Raw genomic sequence first — 16986 nt, 5'->3', positions numbered from 1 at the left:
GTCTACTGTGCCGACATGAGCGGGTTCCCGGTCGATGCGACCCCACGCAGACGGCTCGCCGACGCGTCCCTCGCGGTCGTGATCGGCGCCCTCGTCGTGACCGTCGCGGCCTTCGACCCGGACACCACCGCCGTCGACTACGTGCTGACGGCCCTCGCGTCGGCGGCCCTGGCGTTCTACCAGACGGCTCCCCGGGCGGTCCTCGCCGTGACCACGGCGGCCGAGGCGGCCTACGTGCTGCACGCCCACCCGGGCCCGGTCGCCGGCCTGCCCGTCTTCGCGGCCATGCACACGGCGGCCCGCGCGGGACACCGCGGCACGGCAGCCGCGGGCGGCGGGGCGTTCCTGGTGGCGTACTTCGCGACCGGGCCGACGACCCAGCAGGTGGTCGAGCGGACCGCGCTGCTGGCCGGCTGGTTCCTGTGCGCGGTGGTCACCGGCCTTGCCGACCGCAACTGGCAGGCGTATCTGCGCCAGACCGAACAGCGCGCCCTGGAGGCCGAACGCACCCGCGAAGAAGCCGCGTTGCGCCGCGCGGGCGAGGAACGCCTCCGCATAGCAAGGGAGTTGCACGACTCCCTCACCCACAGCATCTCGATCGTCAAGCTCCAGGCGGGCGTTGCCGTCCACCTCGCCCGCAAGCGCGGCGAGGAGGTGCCGCCCGCGCTGCTCGCCATCCAGGAGGCGGGCGGCGAGGCGATGCGCGAACTCCGGGCCACCCTGGAGATCCTGCGCACCACCGAGGAGCCCACCGGCACCCCCGCACTGCTCGTCGAACGGGCCTGCGCGGCGGGCCTCGCCGTCGAACTCGCGGTCACCGGCGAGGAACGCCCCCTCGCCGCGACGGTCGACCGCGCGGTGTACCGCATCGTCCAGGAGGCCCTCACCAACGCCGCACGGCACGCGGGCCCGGCGAAGATATGCGTCCAACTGGACTACGGCGACGTCGACTTGACGATCCGGGTCGAGGACGACGGCGCCGCCGACCCCTGCCGCCCACCCACCCCGGGCATCGGCCTGACCGGCATGCGGGAGCGCGTCACGGCGCTCGGCGGCACCCTGCACACCGCCCCCCGCGCCGAGGGCGGCTTCGCGGTACGGGCCGAACTGCCGCTGGGGGAGGCGGGATGATCCGGGTAGCGGTCGTCGACGACCAGGCGCTGATGCGCGCGGGCTTCCGCGCCCTCCTCGACGCCGAGGACGGCATCGAGGTGGTCGGCGAGGCGGCGAACGGCGAACAGGGCCTGGCCCTCGTCCGCGCCCAACTCCCCGACGTCGCGCTGATCGACGTGCAGATGCCGGTGATGACGGGCATCGAGGCCACCCGCCGGATCGCCGCCGACCCGGACCTCGCCTCGGTCCGGGTCGTCATCCTCACCAACTACGGCCTGGACGAGTACGTCTTCGAGGCGCTGCGCGCGGGGGCCAGCGGCTTCCTCCTCAAGGACACCGACCCGGCCGACCTCCTCCAGGCGATCGGCATCGTCGCGGCCGGCGAGGCCCTGCTCTCGCCGGCCGTCACCCGCACCCTCATCGGGGAGTTCGTCTCACGGCCCCCGGACCGGGCCACCCCGCCCGGCCTGGAGCACCTCACCCGACGCGAACGCGAGGTCACGGCACTGGCGGCGCGCGGCCTCAGCAACGAGGAGATCGCCGCCCACATGGTCATCAGCCCGTTCACGGCGAAGACCCACATCAGCCGTGCGATGACCAAACTCGCGGCCCGCGACCGGGCCCAACTCGTCGTGTTCGCCTACGAGTCGGGGCTCGTGACGGCCCGCGCCCCGGAATCCCGTTGCGCCCCGGACAGACCGGATCACACCCTGGGGCGATGACCGAGACGACACGCCCCGAGGACCCGGCCGTCCGTGTGCGCGAGGAGATCCTCGCCTACTACGCCCAGGGCAAGGAGGACGGCCGCCTTCGGCAGGGCGTGGACCGGCTGGAGTTCTGGCGCACCCAGGACGTACTGCGGCGCCTGCTGCCGACGGCCCGCGCCCGGGTGCTGGACGTCGGCGGCGGCAGCGGCGTCCACGCCGAGTGGCTCGCCCGCGACGGCCACGAGGTCCACCTCCTCGACCCCGTACCGCTGCACGTGGAGCTGGCGGGCCGTCTGCCGTCGGTGGCGGCCCGAGTGGGCGACGCGAGGGAGCTGGCCGAGCACGACGCGTCGTACGACGTGGTGCTGCTGCTCGGGCCGCTGTACCACCTGCCCGAACGGGCCGACCGTGTACGGGCGTTGAGCGAGGCGCGCCGGGTGGTGCGGCCGGGCGGGCTGGTGGTCGCGGCGACGATCAACCGGTTCGCGGGACTGCACGACATGCTCCGGCGGGAGCTGTACTTCACGGCCGGGCACCGCGCGCGGGTCGACCGCGAGCGGGAGGAGGGCCACCACGACCCGGACGACGGCGGCCTCTTCACGACCGCCTACTTCGCCCGACCGCACGAGGCCCCCGAGGAGTTCACGGACGCGGCACTCACCGTCACGGGCCAGTACGGCCTGGAAGGCGTCGCCTGGCTGATGGGCGGCGTCGAGGACTGGCTGGACGACCCGGACCGGCGCGAGGCCGTCCTCGCGGCCACCTGCCGGATCGAGTCCGAGCCCACCCTGCTCGGCACCAGCGGCCATCTCCTCACCGCGGGCCGGCGCGAAACCTAGGAGGCGGGCGGGGTGCGACGCAGAGCGGGGCGAACGTGCGCGACTCCGAGCGGGGCGAACGGTGTTGGGGGAGCGTTCGGCGGCCGGTACCCGGCACGCAAGCCCGCCGTACCGCAGCCGTCCGTAGCGTGACGCCGTTCTTCGACTCGGCATTTGGAGCGGACATGGACAGCTCTCCCACGGGCGGCAGAGGCCTCGACGACCACCAGCGGCACACGGCGGGCTGTGAGTGCCCCCGCACCGCGGACCTCGACGGCGACGGCATCGCCGCGTCGAGCCGCCGGACCTTCCTGCACCGGGCCGGCGCGCTCGGCGCGGGCACGGCCGCCGCGGGGCTGCTGGGCGCGGCGCCCGCGTACGCGGCCCGGGACGACAGCGACCCCTACGGCCGGACAACGATGTCATCGGCGCCGGGCGGGACCTGGGACCCCGATCCGGACAACCCCCGGTTCACCGTGGTCGTCATGCCGGACACGCAGTACATGTTCGACCAGGACCGCATCCACCCGGCGCCGATGGAGGCGTCGTTCCGCTACGTCCTCGACCCGAAGCGGCGCGCGGGCGGCAGCGACGAGAACATCGTGTTCCTCGCCCACCTCGGTGACGTGACGCAGAACGGGCTCGCCGGGGAGTACGCGGCGGTCACCAAGGTGTTCGACATGCTGGACCGTGCGGGCGCCTCGTACGGCGTGCTGGCCGGCAACCACGACGTGTCCGCCGACGACCAGCGAGGCCCCACCCCCTACCTGGAGACCTTCGGCCCGGCGCGGGCGCGGAGGACGCCCGGCTACCACTCCTCCAGCCCCGACGGCTACAACACCGCGCACATCTTCCGCGCGGGCGGCCGGAGTTGGATGCTGCTGTCCCTCGACTGGCGCCTGTCCGCCAAGGGGTTCGCGTGGGCCAACGCGGTCATCGCGCAGAACCCGACGCTCCCGGTGATCGTCACCACGCACGAGATCGTCGGCGCGGACGACGACGGCGTCGCCGAACTCTCCGACTACGGACAGCAGTTGTGGGACGGCCTGATCAAGGACAACGACCAGGTCTTCCTCACCCTCAACGGCCACTACTGGCCGCCCGGCAGCACCGTCCTGAAGAACAGCGCGGGCAACGACGTCCACCTGCACATCACCAACTACCAGGACCGCTACTACGGCGGCGCGGGCATGATCCGCTCCTACCGCTTCGACCTCGACCGCGGCATGATCGACATCGCCACCTTCTCGCCGTGGATCCGTGACCTGGCGGAGAAGGGCGAGGCGAACGCGCTCGCGGCGAAGGAACTCGAACTGACCTCCAAGGTCGACTACTTCTCGATGGAGATCGACTTCGAGAAGCGCTTCGCGGGCTTCGCACCGGTCCCGCCGCGCACGTCTCGCCCCGCGCGACGCATGCTGCTGCCGGGCACGCTGGCCTACTGGCGGTTCGACGAGGGCGGCGCGCCCGGTGCCGACGTCGCCCCCGGCACTGTCGTCAAGGACCAGGCGGGCCACGGCAACGACCTCGTGCTCAGGACCGTCCCCGGCACCCCCGCGCACGCGCTCACCTGGACCGGCGACCACCACCCGGACCAACCCGCCCACGCGGGGCTGGTGTTCGCGGGCCAGGGCAACCCGGTCAGCGGCGCGTACCTCCAGACCGTCGACAAGGCGCCGCTCAACCGCGAGACCTTCGCGCGCGGCTTCACCTTCGAGGTCTTCTTCAAGGTCCCCGCCGACTGGGACGGCGGCCGCAACGGCTGGTCCTCGATGCTCAGCCGCGCGGGCACGGCGGCCCAGGCGGGCAAGAACGGCCCCTCCGCGACCGCCGACGAACCCGTCCTGACCATCAGCCTCTCCAGCTCCGTCGAACTGCAGTGGAACGCCTACCCGCTCAACCAGGACGGTGCCACCACCGCCTGGAGCCACCTCCTCCAGCAGGAGGAGTGGTGGCACGTCGCCGTCACCAACGACGGCCGCGTCAGCAAGCTCTACGTCAACGGCTGCGAGGAGGGCCGCAACCCGACCAGCCGGGCCGTCGGCCTGACCACCCTCGACATGCCGTTCCTGCTGGGTGGTTACCAGTGGGCGGGCGCGGTCAGCCAGGTCTTCCACGGCACCATCGGCGACGTCCGGATCAGCGACCGCGCCCTGAAGCCGGGGCAGTTCATGAACGCGTAGGGTCCGCGGACTCCCCGGTTCGGTAGATTTCCCGCATGTTCACCACCCGCCCCACGATCCAGGGCACCTTCGGCATGGATGCCTCGGGGGTGGGGTGCTGACCTGCGGATGTGGAGCCGATTGAGCTTCTGACCTGCGAGAACGTGTCTTTCGGCGTCTTTCACGGGGGTGCCGGTTTGTGCCGCTCAAACGCTGCCGGCTCATGATGGGCATCCTGCCTCGGTGGAAAGACAAGCGAGGATGTTGCCAACACACCCCCTCTGCGGATGATCCAGTGGCCTCCCGTGGATAGCCGCGGTCGGCGTCTGAGAGTTGATGCAGAGTCCCAGGCTTATGACCGAGTCGGACGGGAGGCCCGCCGGTCCACCCCACGCTGCGAGGTCCGCGCCGCGGCTCTCATGGCGTTGGCGGAAGCGGCGCCAGCCGGAGGCCAGTCGGTCGGATGGTCCCGGCCTGCGAAGGAGATAGTTGTCACCTGGCCGTGGTAGCAGTCCTCGGTGCCTCTGAAGGCCTGTCGATCTCCTTGCCGGCGGATCCAAACCCACTCGCGTGGCAGCCTGTTGACAGGTGAGACTGGCGCGCAATGAATGAGCGATCGGGTGCTGAGGTGGTCTTTTGGACAGCGAGGGGCCGTGTGCAGGGCACAGGTCCCACCAACGGCGTCACTGCGGTGCTCGGCATCCCGTACGCAGCCGCGCCGTTCCGTGCCCGTCGATTCAGGGAGCCGCAGCCAGCACCGGCCTGGGGTGGGATTCGTGACTGCAGGGCCTTCGGACCCATCTCGCCGCAGTCGGCTCAGCTGCCCGGGGCGCCCGTATGGCGCCCCGGGGACGAAAATGTCCTCACTGTCAACGTATGGCTGCCGGAGCACACGCATGACCGGGCGCTGCCGGTGTTCTTCTGGATCCATGGCGGCGCCTACACCTTCGGCTCCTCGGCTCAGCCCGACTTCGACGGCGCGGCCCTGGCCCGCGCCGGGCTGGTAGTGGTCAGCTGCAACTACCGGGTGGGCTTCGAGGGCTTCGGCCACGTGCCCGGATTCTCCGACAACCGTGGTCTTCTGGACCAGGCCGCCGCCCTGCGTTGGGTTCAGGAGAACATCGAGGCCTTTGGCGGCGACCCGGGTAACGTCACCGTCGCCGGGCACTCCTCCGGGGCGGGCTCGGTCGCCTGTCTGATGGGCATGCAACAGGTCAAGGGGCTGTTCCGGCGGGCCATTGCCCACAGCGTGCCCCATGCCCTCTACACGGTCGAGCTCGCAGCGGCGGTCGCCGAGCGGATCGCCGCGGAGGCCGGCGTCGCACCGACGGCGCAGGGGCTGCTGTCCGTACCGCCCCAGGCTCTGGTGGCCGCCTCCGACAAGGTCGCCGCCCAGTGCAGGGCCGCTCCCGTAGCGACGATCCATGCCTATGACCCGGTGATCTTTCAACCCGTTGTCGATGGCGGGGTCCTGCCCGCGGACCCGCTTCGCCTGATCGCCTCGGGGGCGGCACGGGACGTGGACCTGCTCGCATGCCACACGTTGGAGGAATGCTGGTTCTTCCACGCGGTCGGAGCCGTCCGGGAAGTCGCCAGCGAGGCAGAACTGGAAGAATTCGCCGAAGCCCTGCGCCTGCCGTCCAACTTGGTCAACTACTACCGGACTTCCATGCCCGACGCACCGGTGCTCGACCGCTACCTCTCGATGTTCGGCGACGCGAAGTTCGGCGAGTACACCTCCCGCCTTGCCGAGCACCACGCGAAGGCCGGCGGCCGGTCCTATCTGGCCCGCTTCGCCCGCAGACGCGCAGACGCCCGGCCCTGGCACAATGCGGACATCCCCTTCGCGTTCGGCAACCTGAACGCTCGCGGCGCCGAATTCCTCACCGGAGGCCCGCCCGATGAGCTCGACCACGCCCTCTCCCGGCGCATGCTCTGCTCCTGGGCCGACTTCGCCGCCACTGGCGACCCGGGCTGGCCGGCCGTCACCGCCACCACCACGCCGGTCAAGTCGTGGACGCTCCCACAGGACGACCTGACGGATGACGACACATCTCCCTTCCGCACCCACTGGCGGAACGTCAGGTTCGACCTGCTGCATCCAGGGTGAGCGGCAACCGGGTATCGATGGGCGAGCCCAGCCAGCGGCCACGAAATCCCGGCCGGTGACGGCAAGCACGGAAATCACGAGGTAGTGACAACAAGGACGACCAAGCGATGACAACTGCCCCGTTGAGAACTGGGATGACTGGCTTCGAACGTGTCAGTTGGCCCAGCCTGGCCCGCACGCTGACGTCCACTCCCACCGCTTCGCCGGCCTCGCGGGCTATGACCGGTCCGACGGCCTGCCGCACGGCGGCGATGATGCGCTGGTAGTCCGGCGGGAGCATGCTTTCGTCCGCGCCTGCTAGCGGTGCGGAATCGGCTTCCTCGCCCGGCCGCCCACCTGTCCGGGCATCGGTGCAGCCCGTGCGCGTTCGCCGGCGAGTCGCTCACTCACCCGCTCAAGAACACGTTCCGCGACGGCGAGTTCGTCTCGCTCGGCCCGCACCTCTGCCGGCTGCTTGTCCAGCTGTACTTCGAGTTCGTCCAGTTCCCCACGGCGTGCGGTGATCCGTTCCAACAGTTCGGGATCTAGCACGCACAGAATCGTAGGAGCGCGAAGCGGATCGTGGGCTGGATGGACACGATCCACGACCTCGCCGCCGACGACCGGGTCGCCGCGCGGGTCGCCACCGATTTCCTGCGCCGGCCCGCGGTCGCCTCGGAGACGATGGCCGACGATTGTCCGGACTGCCGGCTGATGGCTTGAGCTCAGTCGGCGGTGCGTTGCCCTGCCTGGATGGTGTGGACGCTGAAGACGGGGTCGAGTTCGGGGACGAGAGTCTTGGTGGAGACAGCCACGAGATGGGCCGGTGCCGAGCCGCTCTGCAGAGCATCGACGTATTCGACGACCTCCGCGTGAGCAAGCACCGCAACCTTCTGCCGCAGCACGTGCATGGCGAAGATCCGCCCGCGAGTTGCTGTGGTCTGGCGTATCTCGTCGTGGAGGTCGTCCACCGCCGTTCGTGTGGCCGTCTTCCGGATGCGGGTCCGGTAGTCCTCTTCCCACGCGCCGGTGTGCGCGGACACCACACCGATCGAGTGCAGCCCGCCATCAACGCGATCTACGAGAAACGGGCCGTTGCCCACCAACAGCTGAGAAGTGTCTCCCGTCCGCACGCACTCCGCGGACTGGTAGGAGACAATCCACGCCAGTTCGTGCTCCTCGACATGTGTCACTCGCAGCTGCCCCGGCGACTCACGCTCCAGCTGCGCCTCCACCAACCGGAGGGCGGACTCACGGTCGACCATTCACTCAGCATCCCTCACCTGCGAGGGAACGACCAGCGGATTTCATTCTCGCCTCAGGCCGGAACGCGGCTTGGTGATCACAGGCACGCCGAGGTCGGTAGGCCCGCCCTGGCCGGTGCTTAGTAGACCGCTACCGCCAGCACCCGGTCGGCAAGCGGCAGGCACCACGACCGTCCGATCCGCGGCCCATTGCCACCCCGCTTCCGCACCATCCTCAGCAACCGCTCGAACTGCATCATCCGCAGCCCCGTGAACGTCTCCACCCACAGCGGCTCAACCCTCAACACCCCACGCATACAGGGGAAATGCTCAGATCGCGGCCTTCTGCAACGCGCTTGAGGACGGCACACTCAGCACGCATGCCGGTCACCCTCGCAACTCACCATTCGTCCTCCGGAGCCAACCGTGGTGTGTCGTGCCGACGGGTCAGCCCGGCGAGGCGAGCCGTGTCAGGTCGTGTGGGTGGGACGAGTCGCGGCGGGAGCGGTGGCCCATCGGTGGGTGATCTCGCTCATCGCGGTGGCTGCGCGGTCCGCGGCCGGTGTCTCCAGGCGGACGCCGGGGGCCAGCTCGACGTGGAGGAAGGGTACGTCCGCGGCGTCTGCGGCCCGGCCCTCCATGTTCGTGCTGCCCTCCACCGGGCACTTCCGTGCCCAGGCCCGGCACACATGGAAACCGTGGGTGCCGAGGGCGTCGGCCAGCCGGCGGGCGTCCGAGAGGGCGGCCGATCCGGCGCCGGTGGAGGCGACCGCGTCGTAGCCGGGTGCGGTGGAGGCCGCGAAGCCGTGCAGCTGGAGGCCGGGCATCCCGCGGCGGACCAGTTCGGCGCAGACGGCGTAGAAGACGGTGCCCCGTCGATGTGCCACGTCCGCGGAGTTGCCGGCTCCGGCTGTGCGGTGTGCTCCCGCGATCACCAGGACGCCGCCGGGGGAGTCGCGCAGGACCCGTACGCCCAACTGCTCGGTGCTTTTGTCGAAGACCGGGTGGGGGATCTGGATCGAGAACCGCGGTGTGCGGTCCAGATCGACGTAGACGCGTCCCCAGCCCCGTGGTGTCACGGCCTCGTCGGTGCGGTCGGCGACCTCGGCGTAGTGGTGTCCGGAGACCCGGTCGAGGATCGTGCGAACGGTGAAGTCCCGTTCGGAGAGAATCCGTTCGGCCTGTGCGCGATGGCCGTCGACGAGCAGGCCGACCGCCCGCGCGATGGAGGTACGGTCCGCGCGGCCGGGCCGCCGGTAGCCGCTGTCCGGAGCGAAGCGGCCGGTGTAGTCCGCGACCTCCCGGGCCAGGTCCACCGGCCGGGCGGCCTGACCGTGACGACCGTCACCAGAACCGGATCCGCCACCGCGAGCGGCGTGGACCACGGCGGTCATACCACCGGCGAGACCAGCGATGACCAGGAGAATTGTCGTGATCGTTATGATCCGCGGGCGATTGGCACTCATGGTCGTATCAAGATATCCCGGTGAACATATGCCGTAGCCGCACCCTGCTCAGCCTGCTGGCCCCGCTCTCCCTCGTCGCAGCCGTCACCGGTTGCGGGCTCGTCTCGGACGACGGGGACGGCGGGCCTGCGGGTCGTACCTTCACTGTGGCGGCGGCCGGGGACATCCTGATGCACCCTGCGCTGGTGGACCAGGCCCGCAAGGACGCCAAGAGCACCGGCAACGGCGTCGCCGGACTGGACTTCGGGCCGATGATGGCCGGCATCAAGCCGGTGATCAGCAAGGCGGACCTGGGTATCTGCCACTTCGAGCCGGTGGTGGGCACCAAGAACGGCCCCTTCGAGGGCTTCCCGGACTTCCAGGTGCCCCCGCAGACCGCCAGGACGATCAAGGACCTCGGCTACGACACCTGCTCCACCGCCTCGAACCACACGCTCGACCACGGCTACGACGGTGTCCGGCGCACGCTGGATGCGCTGGACGACGCCGGCCTGAAGCACACCGGCTCCTTCCGGACCCGGAAGGAGGCACTCACTCCGCTGACCATGGACGTGAAGGGCGTCAAGGTCGCGCAGATCTCGTTCGCCTACGGCTTCAACGAGCCGCACGAATACCCCAAGGGCAAGCCGTGGGTCGCCAACAAGATGAGTCTGAAGGCGATCAAGGCGGCCGAGCAGCGGGCCCGCGACGCCGGCGCCGACGTGGTGATCCTCTCCATCCACTGGGGCCTGGAGCACCACCCGGAGCCCTCGGGCCAGCAGCTCTCCTTCGCTCGGGAGATCGCCCGCCAGACCGGCGTCAACCTGGTCATCGGCTGCCACGCGCACGTGGTGCAGCCGATGGAGAAGGTCGACGGCACCTGGGTCGCGTACGGCATGGGCAACCAGATCGCCCGGCACGAGGTGCCGACCGGACTGACCGAGGAGGGCGTGATCGCCTGGTTCACGTTCACCGAGCACGGCAAGGGCCACTGGGACGTCCAGCCGCGGTTCGAGCCGACCCTGCTGGAGATCCCGCCGGACGCCGAGAACGCCACGGACGGCGGCAAGGCCACGTACACCGAGGACGACGCGCGGGACTATCGCCTGCTGGACGTGCCCGCCGCGCTCCGCGACGACAAGGACCTCACCGACCGCCAGCGTGCCCGGCTGCGGCTTGCCTTCGAGCGTACTGAGGGAACCCTCTACAACCGTGGTGCGGCCCAGGACGGCCTGAAGCCACTGACCGAGATGCCATGACGGCCACCTGACGTTGGCGTCCCGAGGTCCCCGGCCGACAGGCGCCGCGTCCGCGACGTTTGCCGAAGGCGGTCGCATCGCGCGGGCGCCATGGTCGGCCCGACGGCCGGTTCCATCCGACAGGCAAACTATTCGGATGCCCGTTTCTGACCGTTTAAAAGATGAATGTTGCGCAGATCACAGCCATGTGGGGGCAACTTCATCTGTTTCCGAGTGGTCGGAGTGCTGCGGACACACTCGCGTAACCAGGTGTATCCGCAGTGCACACCCCACGGAAACACCGTCCCCGCCCTTTTGCGTGGACTGATCACCTATACAGCTTGAGAGGACCCTCCCTTGGCGTCACCGCCCCCGGCGCGGCAGCACCGAGCCCGCCGCCGAGCCGACATGTCGCTGATCGGAGGCATCCGCCCGCCGATCGCGGTGCTGTCGGTGCTCCTGCTGTCACTCGCCGGTATCACCGCGCTCGTACTGGGCCGGGTCGACAACGCCGGGGTACCCAAAGCGGTACTGAACTCTCAGCAGCACTTCGCGGAGGACGGCGCCATCGCGCTGCGCGCCTCCATCGACGAGTCCGTCACCGACCTCACCCGGTCCGCCGCGCTGTTCAGCGCCGGCGAGCCGGTCTCCGGCGACGCCGCCCTGGACAAACTCGGCAGCACCTACCAGAAGTGGACCGGGACCGCCGTCGTCGAGATCCGTTCCGGCAAGCTGGTCGCGGCCCGAGGCGAGACCGTACCGCTGACCTCGGTGAACAACGCGTCCCTCGGCGACGAGGGCGGCCTGGCACCCCGCATGGTCCGGCTGAAGAACGGCGAGACGCGCCTGCTGTCCCTGGCCCTGCTGTCCTGGCCGGGCAAACCGCAGCTGCTGCTGGTGGCCTCCAGCAACCTGACGTTCCCCGGCATCAGCCTCGGCCAGTTCCGGTCCATCGCCGTCGCCGACCAGAACGGCGCGATCCTCAGCAGCGACGGCATCCCCGAGCCCGAACAGGTGCGCAACGCCACCGACCGCGCAGACATCAAGGCGTCCAACAAGCAGCTGAAGTCCTTCGCCCAGCTCGCCGCCCGCAAGGCCCGCCAGGACCCGCGCAGCAGCAAGGAACCCGGCATGGGCGGCTACCAGGGCGTCAGCGGCAGCGTGGTCGGCGGCCACGTCCTCAGCAGCCGGTCCGTCGCCGGATACGCAACCCTGGCCGCGCCCGCACCCGGCGAGATCACCACCGCCTCCGGGCTCGGCCTGTCCGTCGTCGCCATGGCCAAGGTCAGCGAGGACCCCACCCAGACGAAGTCTGTGGTCTTCGGCCTGCTGGCGGGCGGCGCCCTCCTCGTCGCCGGTGCCGTCGCCGTCGCCGTCCTGCTGGGCACCGTCCAACGGCCGTTGATCCGGCTGTTCCTCGAATCCCGCCGGCTCACCCGCGGCGACCTGACCCGGCCCGTCAACGTCCCCGGCTACGGCGAGGCGCGACGCATCGGCAGCGCACTGGAACGGCTGCGCCGGCAGTTGCTCGGCGAGACCGTTGAGGCGACCGGCGCCGCGCCGCGCCCGCGCGGACTGCGCCGGGTCGGCACCCGGGCCCTGCTGAGCGCCTGCGCGGTACTGCTGCTGGCCTGGGCGGCACCGCTGATGCTGCTGGTCAACCGCGCCGACGCCAAGGCCGTCGTACCCCAGCAGCTCGTCAGCGACCAGCGGGAACGCACCGACACCCTCAGCGACCGGGTGCGCCGCGCCCTCAACGAGGGCAGCGCCGACCTGGACTCGGTCGCATCCCTCATCGGCAACCGCACCGACCCCGAGACCATGGGCAAGGTGCTGGAACGCACCCTCGACGAGAACCGGCGCTACCGCTCCCTGTACGTCGTCGACTCCTCCGGCCAGATCCTGGCCGCCAAGGGCAACAGCCCCAAGGTGATCCGCGCCCACCGGGTCTCGGACACCCCGATCCGGCTGCTGGGCCAGGGCGGCAAGGAGCCCGTCGTCGTCGCGGACGCCGAGATCCCCGGACGGAACGGGGCCCGGCTCGTCGGTGAGTTCCGCGTCGAATTCTTCAACGCGCTTCTGACCCGGCCGGGTCTGGGCGTGGTGCGTCTGGTCGACAATCACAGCAAGGTCATCGCCGGCAACACCGGCTTCCTCGCCTTCCAGGGACTGCCCGACGGGCACCTCAAGGACCTGGCCGCCGCCAGCGCCCAGCGGTTGGGCAAGAAGGCCCGCGCGAACGGCGTCCTCTACCGCGAGGGCGGTGTGCAGATCGCGGCGGCCGCCCCGTTCGCCGGCAGCGGTCCCGCCGAATCCCTCGGCTGGAGCGTGGTCAGCTGGCAGGCCGCCAACCGGCTCGACATCCCCGAGTACGACAGCCAGAACCGGACCGTGCTCGCCGGACTGCTCGGCGCCGCCGCGGCCGCCGCCTGCCTGGGCTGGATGCACATCGTGGTGGCCCGCCCGCTGCGCTCACTGGCCCAGCGGGCCGAGGCGCTGGCCGACGGCGACCGCAAGACCGTGCTGTTCCCGCAGCACCACGACGAGGTCGGCGCGGTCACCCGCTCCCTCGAACTCATCCGGCAGAAGCTGCACGAACTGAGCCGGCAGCAGCCCCGCCGCACCCCGCCCCAGGCGCACGCGCCGCAGCAGTACACAAGGAACTGATCGCCCGTGCTCTTCCTCTACACCGTGCTGCTGGTGTGCTGCGCGATCATGCTCGTCGCGGGCATCGTCGAGCAGCGGCGGCACTTCACCAACCTGGACCACATACCGACCCGGGTCCTGATCAACGGCATCCGCGGCAAGTCGTCCATCACCCGGCTCTGCGCCGGCGCCCTGCGGGGCGGCGGTCTGACCACCGTCGCCAAGACGACCGGCACCGCGGCCCGGTTCATCCACCCCGACGCCACCGAGGAGCCGGTCTACCGCAAGTTCGGCATCGCCAACGTCGTCGAGCAGATCGGCATCGTGCGGCGCGCGGCCGCGTACGCGCCGGACGCGCTCGTCATCGAGTGCATGGCCGTCATGCCGGCCCTCCAGGAGATCAACCAGTCCAAGCTGATCCGCTCCACGATCGGCGTGCTCTGCAACGTCCGCGAGGACCACCTCGCCGAGATGGGCCCCACCCTGGACGACGTGGCGCGTTCGCTGTGCCGGTCGATGCCGCAGGACGGCATCTGCGTCACCGCGGAGAAGGATCGTTTCCACATCCTTCAGGAGGAGGCCGACGCCCGGAACTGCCAGCTGATCTACGCGGATCCGGAGATCGTCACCGACGAGGAGCTGCGCGGCTTCAGCTGGTTCACCTTCAAGGAGAACGTGGCCATCGCGCTGACCGTGGCCGAACTCCTCGGCGTCGATCGGGAGACGGCCCTGCAGGGCATGTACGAGGCGCCGCCGGACCCGGGTGTCCTCTCCGTCGAGCGTTATGTCACGCCCGAGGGGAAGAAGCTGCGCTTCGCCAACGTCTTCGCGGCCAACGACCCCGAGTCGACGCTGATGAACATCAACCAGCTGCTCGACCTCGGCGCCATCCACCGCCCGGTCAACGTGGTCATCAACTGCCGCCCCGACCGCGTCGAGCGCAACGGGCAGATGGGCGAGATCATCCCCGACCTCGACCCCGAGCGCGTCTTCGTCATCGGCCACCCGGCCAAGTCCGCCATCGACGCCATCCCCGCGGAGTTCCGCTCCCGCGCCGTCGACCTCGGCGGCGACAAGCGCGACCCGCACGAGTTCATGGCCCGGCTGCTGGAGCAACTCGGCCCCGACTCCTCGCTGGTCGCGATCGGCAACATCCACGGCCAGGGCGAGATCCTGCTGGAGCACCTCGCCGAACTCCCACCGGACGACAGCCCCGACGAGTCCGTGGCCACCGCCCCGGCCGGCAGGGCAGAGAAGGCGCCCGCCGTCGTCGAACACGTCGAGACCATGCAGCTGTACGTGCCCCGCATCGACCCCTACCAGGGCTACTCGGAGGCATACGAGTCGCGCTACGGGCAGCAGCAGCCGTACACCGCCCCGCAGGTTCCCGTGCAGCGCGACGCCGCGCACCCCTACCCGGACCAGGAACGGGCAGGCCGGTCCGGCTACGCCCGGCCCTACCCGGACGACGCCCGGACCCAGCAGCAGCGCGATGACCGGCCCGCCCCCACGACGCCGCAGGCGCGCCCGGAGCACGGCACCGCACCCGGACAGGCCGCGCCCCGCGGGCTGTTCGAGCCCCGCATTTCCCCCCAGACGTCCGCCGACGAGAGCCAGCAGTGGCACAGCCCAGGAGAACAGCGTTGATCCCCTCCGTCCTCACCCCCGAGATCGCCGCGATCGGTATCGGTCTGGGTCTGATGTTCTCGTTGATGTGCTACTTGGCCACCAACCTGTCGCCGGGCGGCATGATCACGCCCGGCTGGCTCGCCCTGACCCTCATCGAGGACCTGCAGCGGGCCGCCCTGGTGGTCGGCGTGACCGTCCTCACCTACGTCGCCACCCTGCTCATGCAGAAGTTCGTGATCCTCTACGGCAAGCGGCTGTTCGCCGCCGTGGTGCTCAGCGGTGTGCTCATCCAGGCCACCGTGATCATCGTGCTGCAGATGGAGTTCCCGCTGCTGTACGCCAACCAGACGCTGGGGTTCATCGTCCCCGGCCTGATCGGCTACCAGCTGGTCCGCCAGCCCAAGGGCGCGACGCTGCTGTCCGTCGGCTCGGTCACCCTCGCCACCTATGTGGTGCTGACCGCCGGCATCCTGCTGGGCGCTCTGCCCTCCGCCTGAGTCCGCCAGTTCCCAACGCAATCCTGGAGCCCCTCACCATGCCGAAGCGCAAAGGCCGCCCGGTCGTCCACACGGCGACGGTGCTGGCGCTGCTCGCGGGCAGCGCGTACTTCACCTACGAACTACGCAAGGACGAACAGGCGAAGGTCCCGGCCGCCCAGACGGTCACCGACAACGCTCTGCAGAACTCGGGCACGGCCACCGGCAAGCAGACCTGGGAGCGCCTGAACGACCCGGCACGGTCCGTGCTGCGCGACGGCAAGGGCGCGATCATCGCCACCTTCACCGACGGTGCCCGCACCGCGACCCTCAAGGGTCCCTCCCGCACGTTCACCGAGCCCGCGAACACCAGCACCAAGGTGATCACCGACGACTGGGTCCGTCTCATGTCGGAGCCGTGGACCAAGGGCGCCGAGAACCAGCAGTGGTTCAAGGACTGGTTCAAGCAGTACTACGGCAGCCAGGAGGACGACATCTTCGCGATCGCCTTCCAGTACGTGCAGGGCGTGCCGGTCAAGAAGGACTCCGCGGGTGTGCCGTACGCGGGCGACGCGGTGTTCGGCCCGTACAAGGCGGACGGGGTGGATCGCCTGGAGCAGAACGACTTCTACGACTACCTCGGCATCCCCTACACCTTCCGCAACGGGACGACGATGAGCCCGCGCACGGAGCGCTACCGTGCGCTGGACTGCTCAGGCTTCATGCGGATGGTGTGGGGCTACCGGTCCCGCTATCCGCTGATGGCCAGCGACACCCTGGGCGACGGCCTGCCGCGCTCCGCCAACGGCATGGCCCGCTCCAAGACCGGCGTCGACATCATCAAGCTCCAGGGCCCGTCGCCCTGGTACACCCGTCCGAAGAACACCGACATGCTGCAACCCGGCGACCTGCTGTTCTTCAAGATGGACCACCGCACCGCCGACCACATCGACCATGTCGCCCTCTACCTGGGCCTGGACACCGAGGGCCACAAGGTCTTCATCTCCAGCCGCAAGGAGCAGAACGGCCCGACGATCGGCGACGCGGGCGGCGTCTCCCGCATCGACGGCAACGGCTTCTACGCCAAACTGTTCCGCAGCGCCAAACGCCTGTAACTCGGGCGGACCCGCCCCAACGGCCTGCCACCCCTCCGGCGGCAGGCCGTCGTCCTCTTCCCACGTACCACAGGGCCTCTCCGCGGCGATGAGTCCGACCCCTCTGGAGCGATCAGTAGACGCCCCTGACGTACCACTGTCTGGGCGTAGTGCCATGCAGATACAAAGCACTTTTCCCGTCCGGCTGAGCGCGCGTGGTTCTTGAGTGATGCGCCGCTAGTGCTCTGAGCGTGAAGGTTCGCCGGGTCGGTGACGAGCGAGGTGGTGAGCTGCGGGGGTTGCAGAAGGGAAGGTCGCACCAAAA

The 16986-nt window shown here is 70.0% G+C and carries 14 protein-coding genes and 1 pseudogene; 11 read left to right on the top strand and 4 right to left on the bottom strand.

Annotated elements, in window-relative coordinates:
* Nucleotides 1-15 precede the first annotated feature (15 nt).
* The 5 genes from ACIPTO_RS02825 to ACIPTO_RS02805 all read left to right on the top strand — a co-directional run bounded on the left by ACIPTO_RS02825 (nt 16) and on the right by ACIPTO_RS02805 (nt 6910).
* A complete protein-coding gene (locus ACIPTO_RS02825; protein WP_401188929.1) occupies nt 16-1131 on the top strand; it encodes a sensor histidine kinase in 1116 nt (371 codons plus the stop codon).
* Nucleotides 1128-1835, top strand: coding sequence for a response regulator (locus ACIPTO_RS02820; protein WP_401188926.1), 708 nt, complete (start codon nt 1128-1130; stop codon nt 1833-1835). The genes ACIPTO_RS02825 and ACIPTO_RS02820 overlap by 4 nt, the downstream gene beginning before the upstream one ends.
* Nucleotides 1832-2659 carry a class I SAM-dependent methyltransferase gene (locus ACIPTO_RS02815; protein ID WP_401188923.1) on the top strand — a complete coding sequence of 276 codons (828 nt, stop codon included), beginning with the start codon at nt 1832-1834 and terminating at the stop codon, nt 2657-2659. The genes ACIPTO_RS02820 and ACIPTO_RS02815 overlap by 4 nt, the downstream gene beginning before the upstream one ends.
* A gap of 164 nt (nt 2660-2823) precedes the next feature.
* Nucleotides 2824-4821, top strand: a complete 1998-nt coding sequence (locus tag ACIPTO_RS02810; RefSeq protein WP_401188920.1) for a LamG-like jellyroll fold domain-containing protein — start codon at nt 2824-2826, stop codon at nt 4819-4821.
* 583 nt (nt 4822-5404) lie between these two features.
* The gene (locus ACIPTO_RS02805; protein WP_401188918.1) at nt 5405-6910 is read left to right on the top strand and encodes a carboxylesterase/lipase family protein; all 1506 of its coding nucleotides are present in this window, start codon (nt 5405-5407) and stop codon (nt 6908-6910) included.
* A gap of 297 nt (nt 6911-7207) precedes the next feature.
* Here ACIPTO_RS02805 and ACIPTO_RS02800 read toward each other — a convergent pair whose 3' ends face one another.
* Nucleotides 7208-7441 carry a hypothetical protein gene (locus tag ACIPTO_RS02800; protein ID WP_401188915.1) on the bottom strand — a complete coding sequence of 78 codons (234 nt, stop codon included), beginning with the start codon at nt 7439-7441 and terminating at the stop codon, nt 7208-7210.
* Nucleotides 7442-7480: 39 nt separating this feature from the next.
* Here ACIPTO_RS02800 and ACIPTO_RS02795 point away from each other — a divergent pair, with 39 nt between their 5' ends.
* Nucleotides 7481-7612: a DUF6192 family protein gene (locus tag ACIPTO_RS02795; protein ID WP_401188912.1), complete on the top strand. Its 132-nt coding sequence runs from the start codon at nt 7481-7483 to the stop codon at nt 7610-7612.
* Nucleotides 7613-7614: 2 nt separating this feature from the next.
* Here ACIPTO_RS02795 and ACIPTO_RS02790 read toward each other — a convergent pair whose 3' ends face one another.
* From ACIPTO_RS02790 to ACIPTO_RS02780, 3 genes and pseudogenes are all read right to left on the bottom strand, one after another.
* On the bottom strand, nt 7615-8154 hold the full coding sequence (locus ACIPTO_RS02790) for a YrhB domain-containing protein (RefSeq protein WP_401188909.1): 540 nt from the start codon (nt 8152-8154) through the stop codon (nt 7615-7617).
* Between the two features lie 122 nt (nt 8155-8276).
* Nucleotides 8277-8450: pseudogene (locus tag ACIPTO_RS02785) on the bottom strand (IS5/IS1182 family transposase); the annotation flags it as partial.
* A gap of 153 nt (nt 8451-8603) precedes the next feature.
* A complete protein-coding gene (locus ACIPTO_RS02780) occupies nt 8604-9527 on the bottom strand; it encodes a hypothetical protein (RefSeq protein ID WP_401188906.1) in 924 nt (307 codons plus the stop codon).
* 92 nt (nt 9528-9619) lie between these two features.
* On the opposite strand from ACIPTO_RS02780, the gene ACIPTO_RS02775 reads away from it, so the two are divergent.
* The 5 genes from ACIPTO_RS02775 to ACIPTO_RS02755 all read left to right on the top strand — a co-directional run bounded on the left by ACIPTO_RS02775 (nt 9620) and on the right by ACIPTO_RS02755 (nt 16682).
* Complete coding sequence (locus ACIPTO_RS02775; RefSeq protein ID WP_401188904.1) at nt 9620-10837, top strand: CapA family protein; 1218 nt, start codon at nt 9620-9622, stop codon at nt 10835-10837.
* Between the two features lie 387 nt (nt 10838-11224).
* Nucleotides 11225-13483, top strand: coding sequence for a cache and HAMP domain-containing protein (locus ACIPTO_RS02770; RefSeq protein WP_401188902.1), 2259 nt, complete (start codon nt 11225-11227; stop codon nt 13481-13483).
* Nucleotides 13484-13489: 6 nt separating this feature from the next.
* Nucleotides 13490-15109 (top strand): poly-gamma-glutamate synthase PgsB, encoded by a 1620-nt coding sequence (pgsB, locus tag ACIPTO_RS02765; protein WP_366311700.1) that lies wholly within the window; start codon nt 13490-13492, stop codon nt 15107-15109.
* On the top strand, nt 15106-15588 hold the full coding sequence (locus ACIPTO_RS02760) for a poly-gamma-glutamate biosynthesis protein PgsC/CapC (RefSeq protein ID WP_351314109.1): 483 nt from the start codon (nt 15106-15108) through the stop codon (nt 15586-15588). The genes pgsB and ACIPTO_RS02760 overlap by 4 nt, the downstream gene beginning before the upstream one ends.
* A 38-nt stretch (nt 15589-15626) precedes the next feature.
* Complete coding sequence (locus ACIPTO_RS02755; protein WP_366311698.1) at nt 15627-16682, top strand: NlpC/P60 family protein; 1056 nt, start codon at nt 15627-15629, stop codon at nt 16680-16682.
* Nucleotides 16683-16986 lie beyond the last annotated feature (304 nt).

The organism is Streptomyces sp. NPDC090083 (assembly GCF_044747445.1).
Lineage (GTDB): Bacteria > Actinomycetota > Actinomycetes > Streptomycetales > Streptomycetaceae > Streptomyces.
The sequence above is the reverse complement of the archived record's forward strand: the minus strand, read 5'-3'. Positions and strand labels throughout refer to the sequence as shown.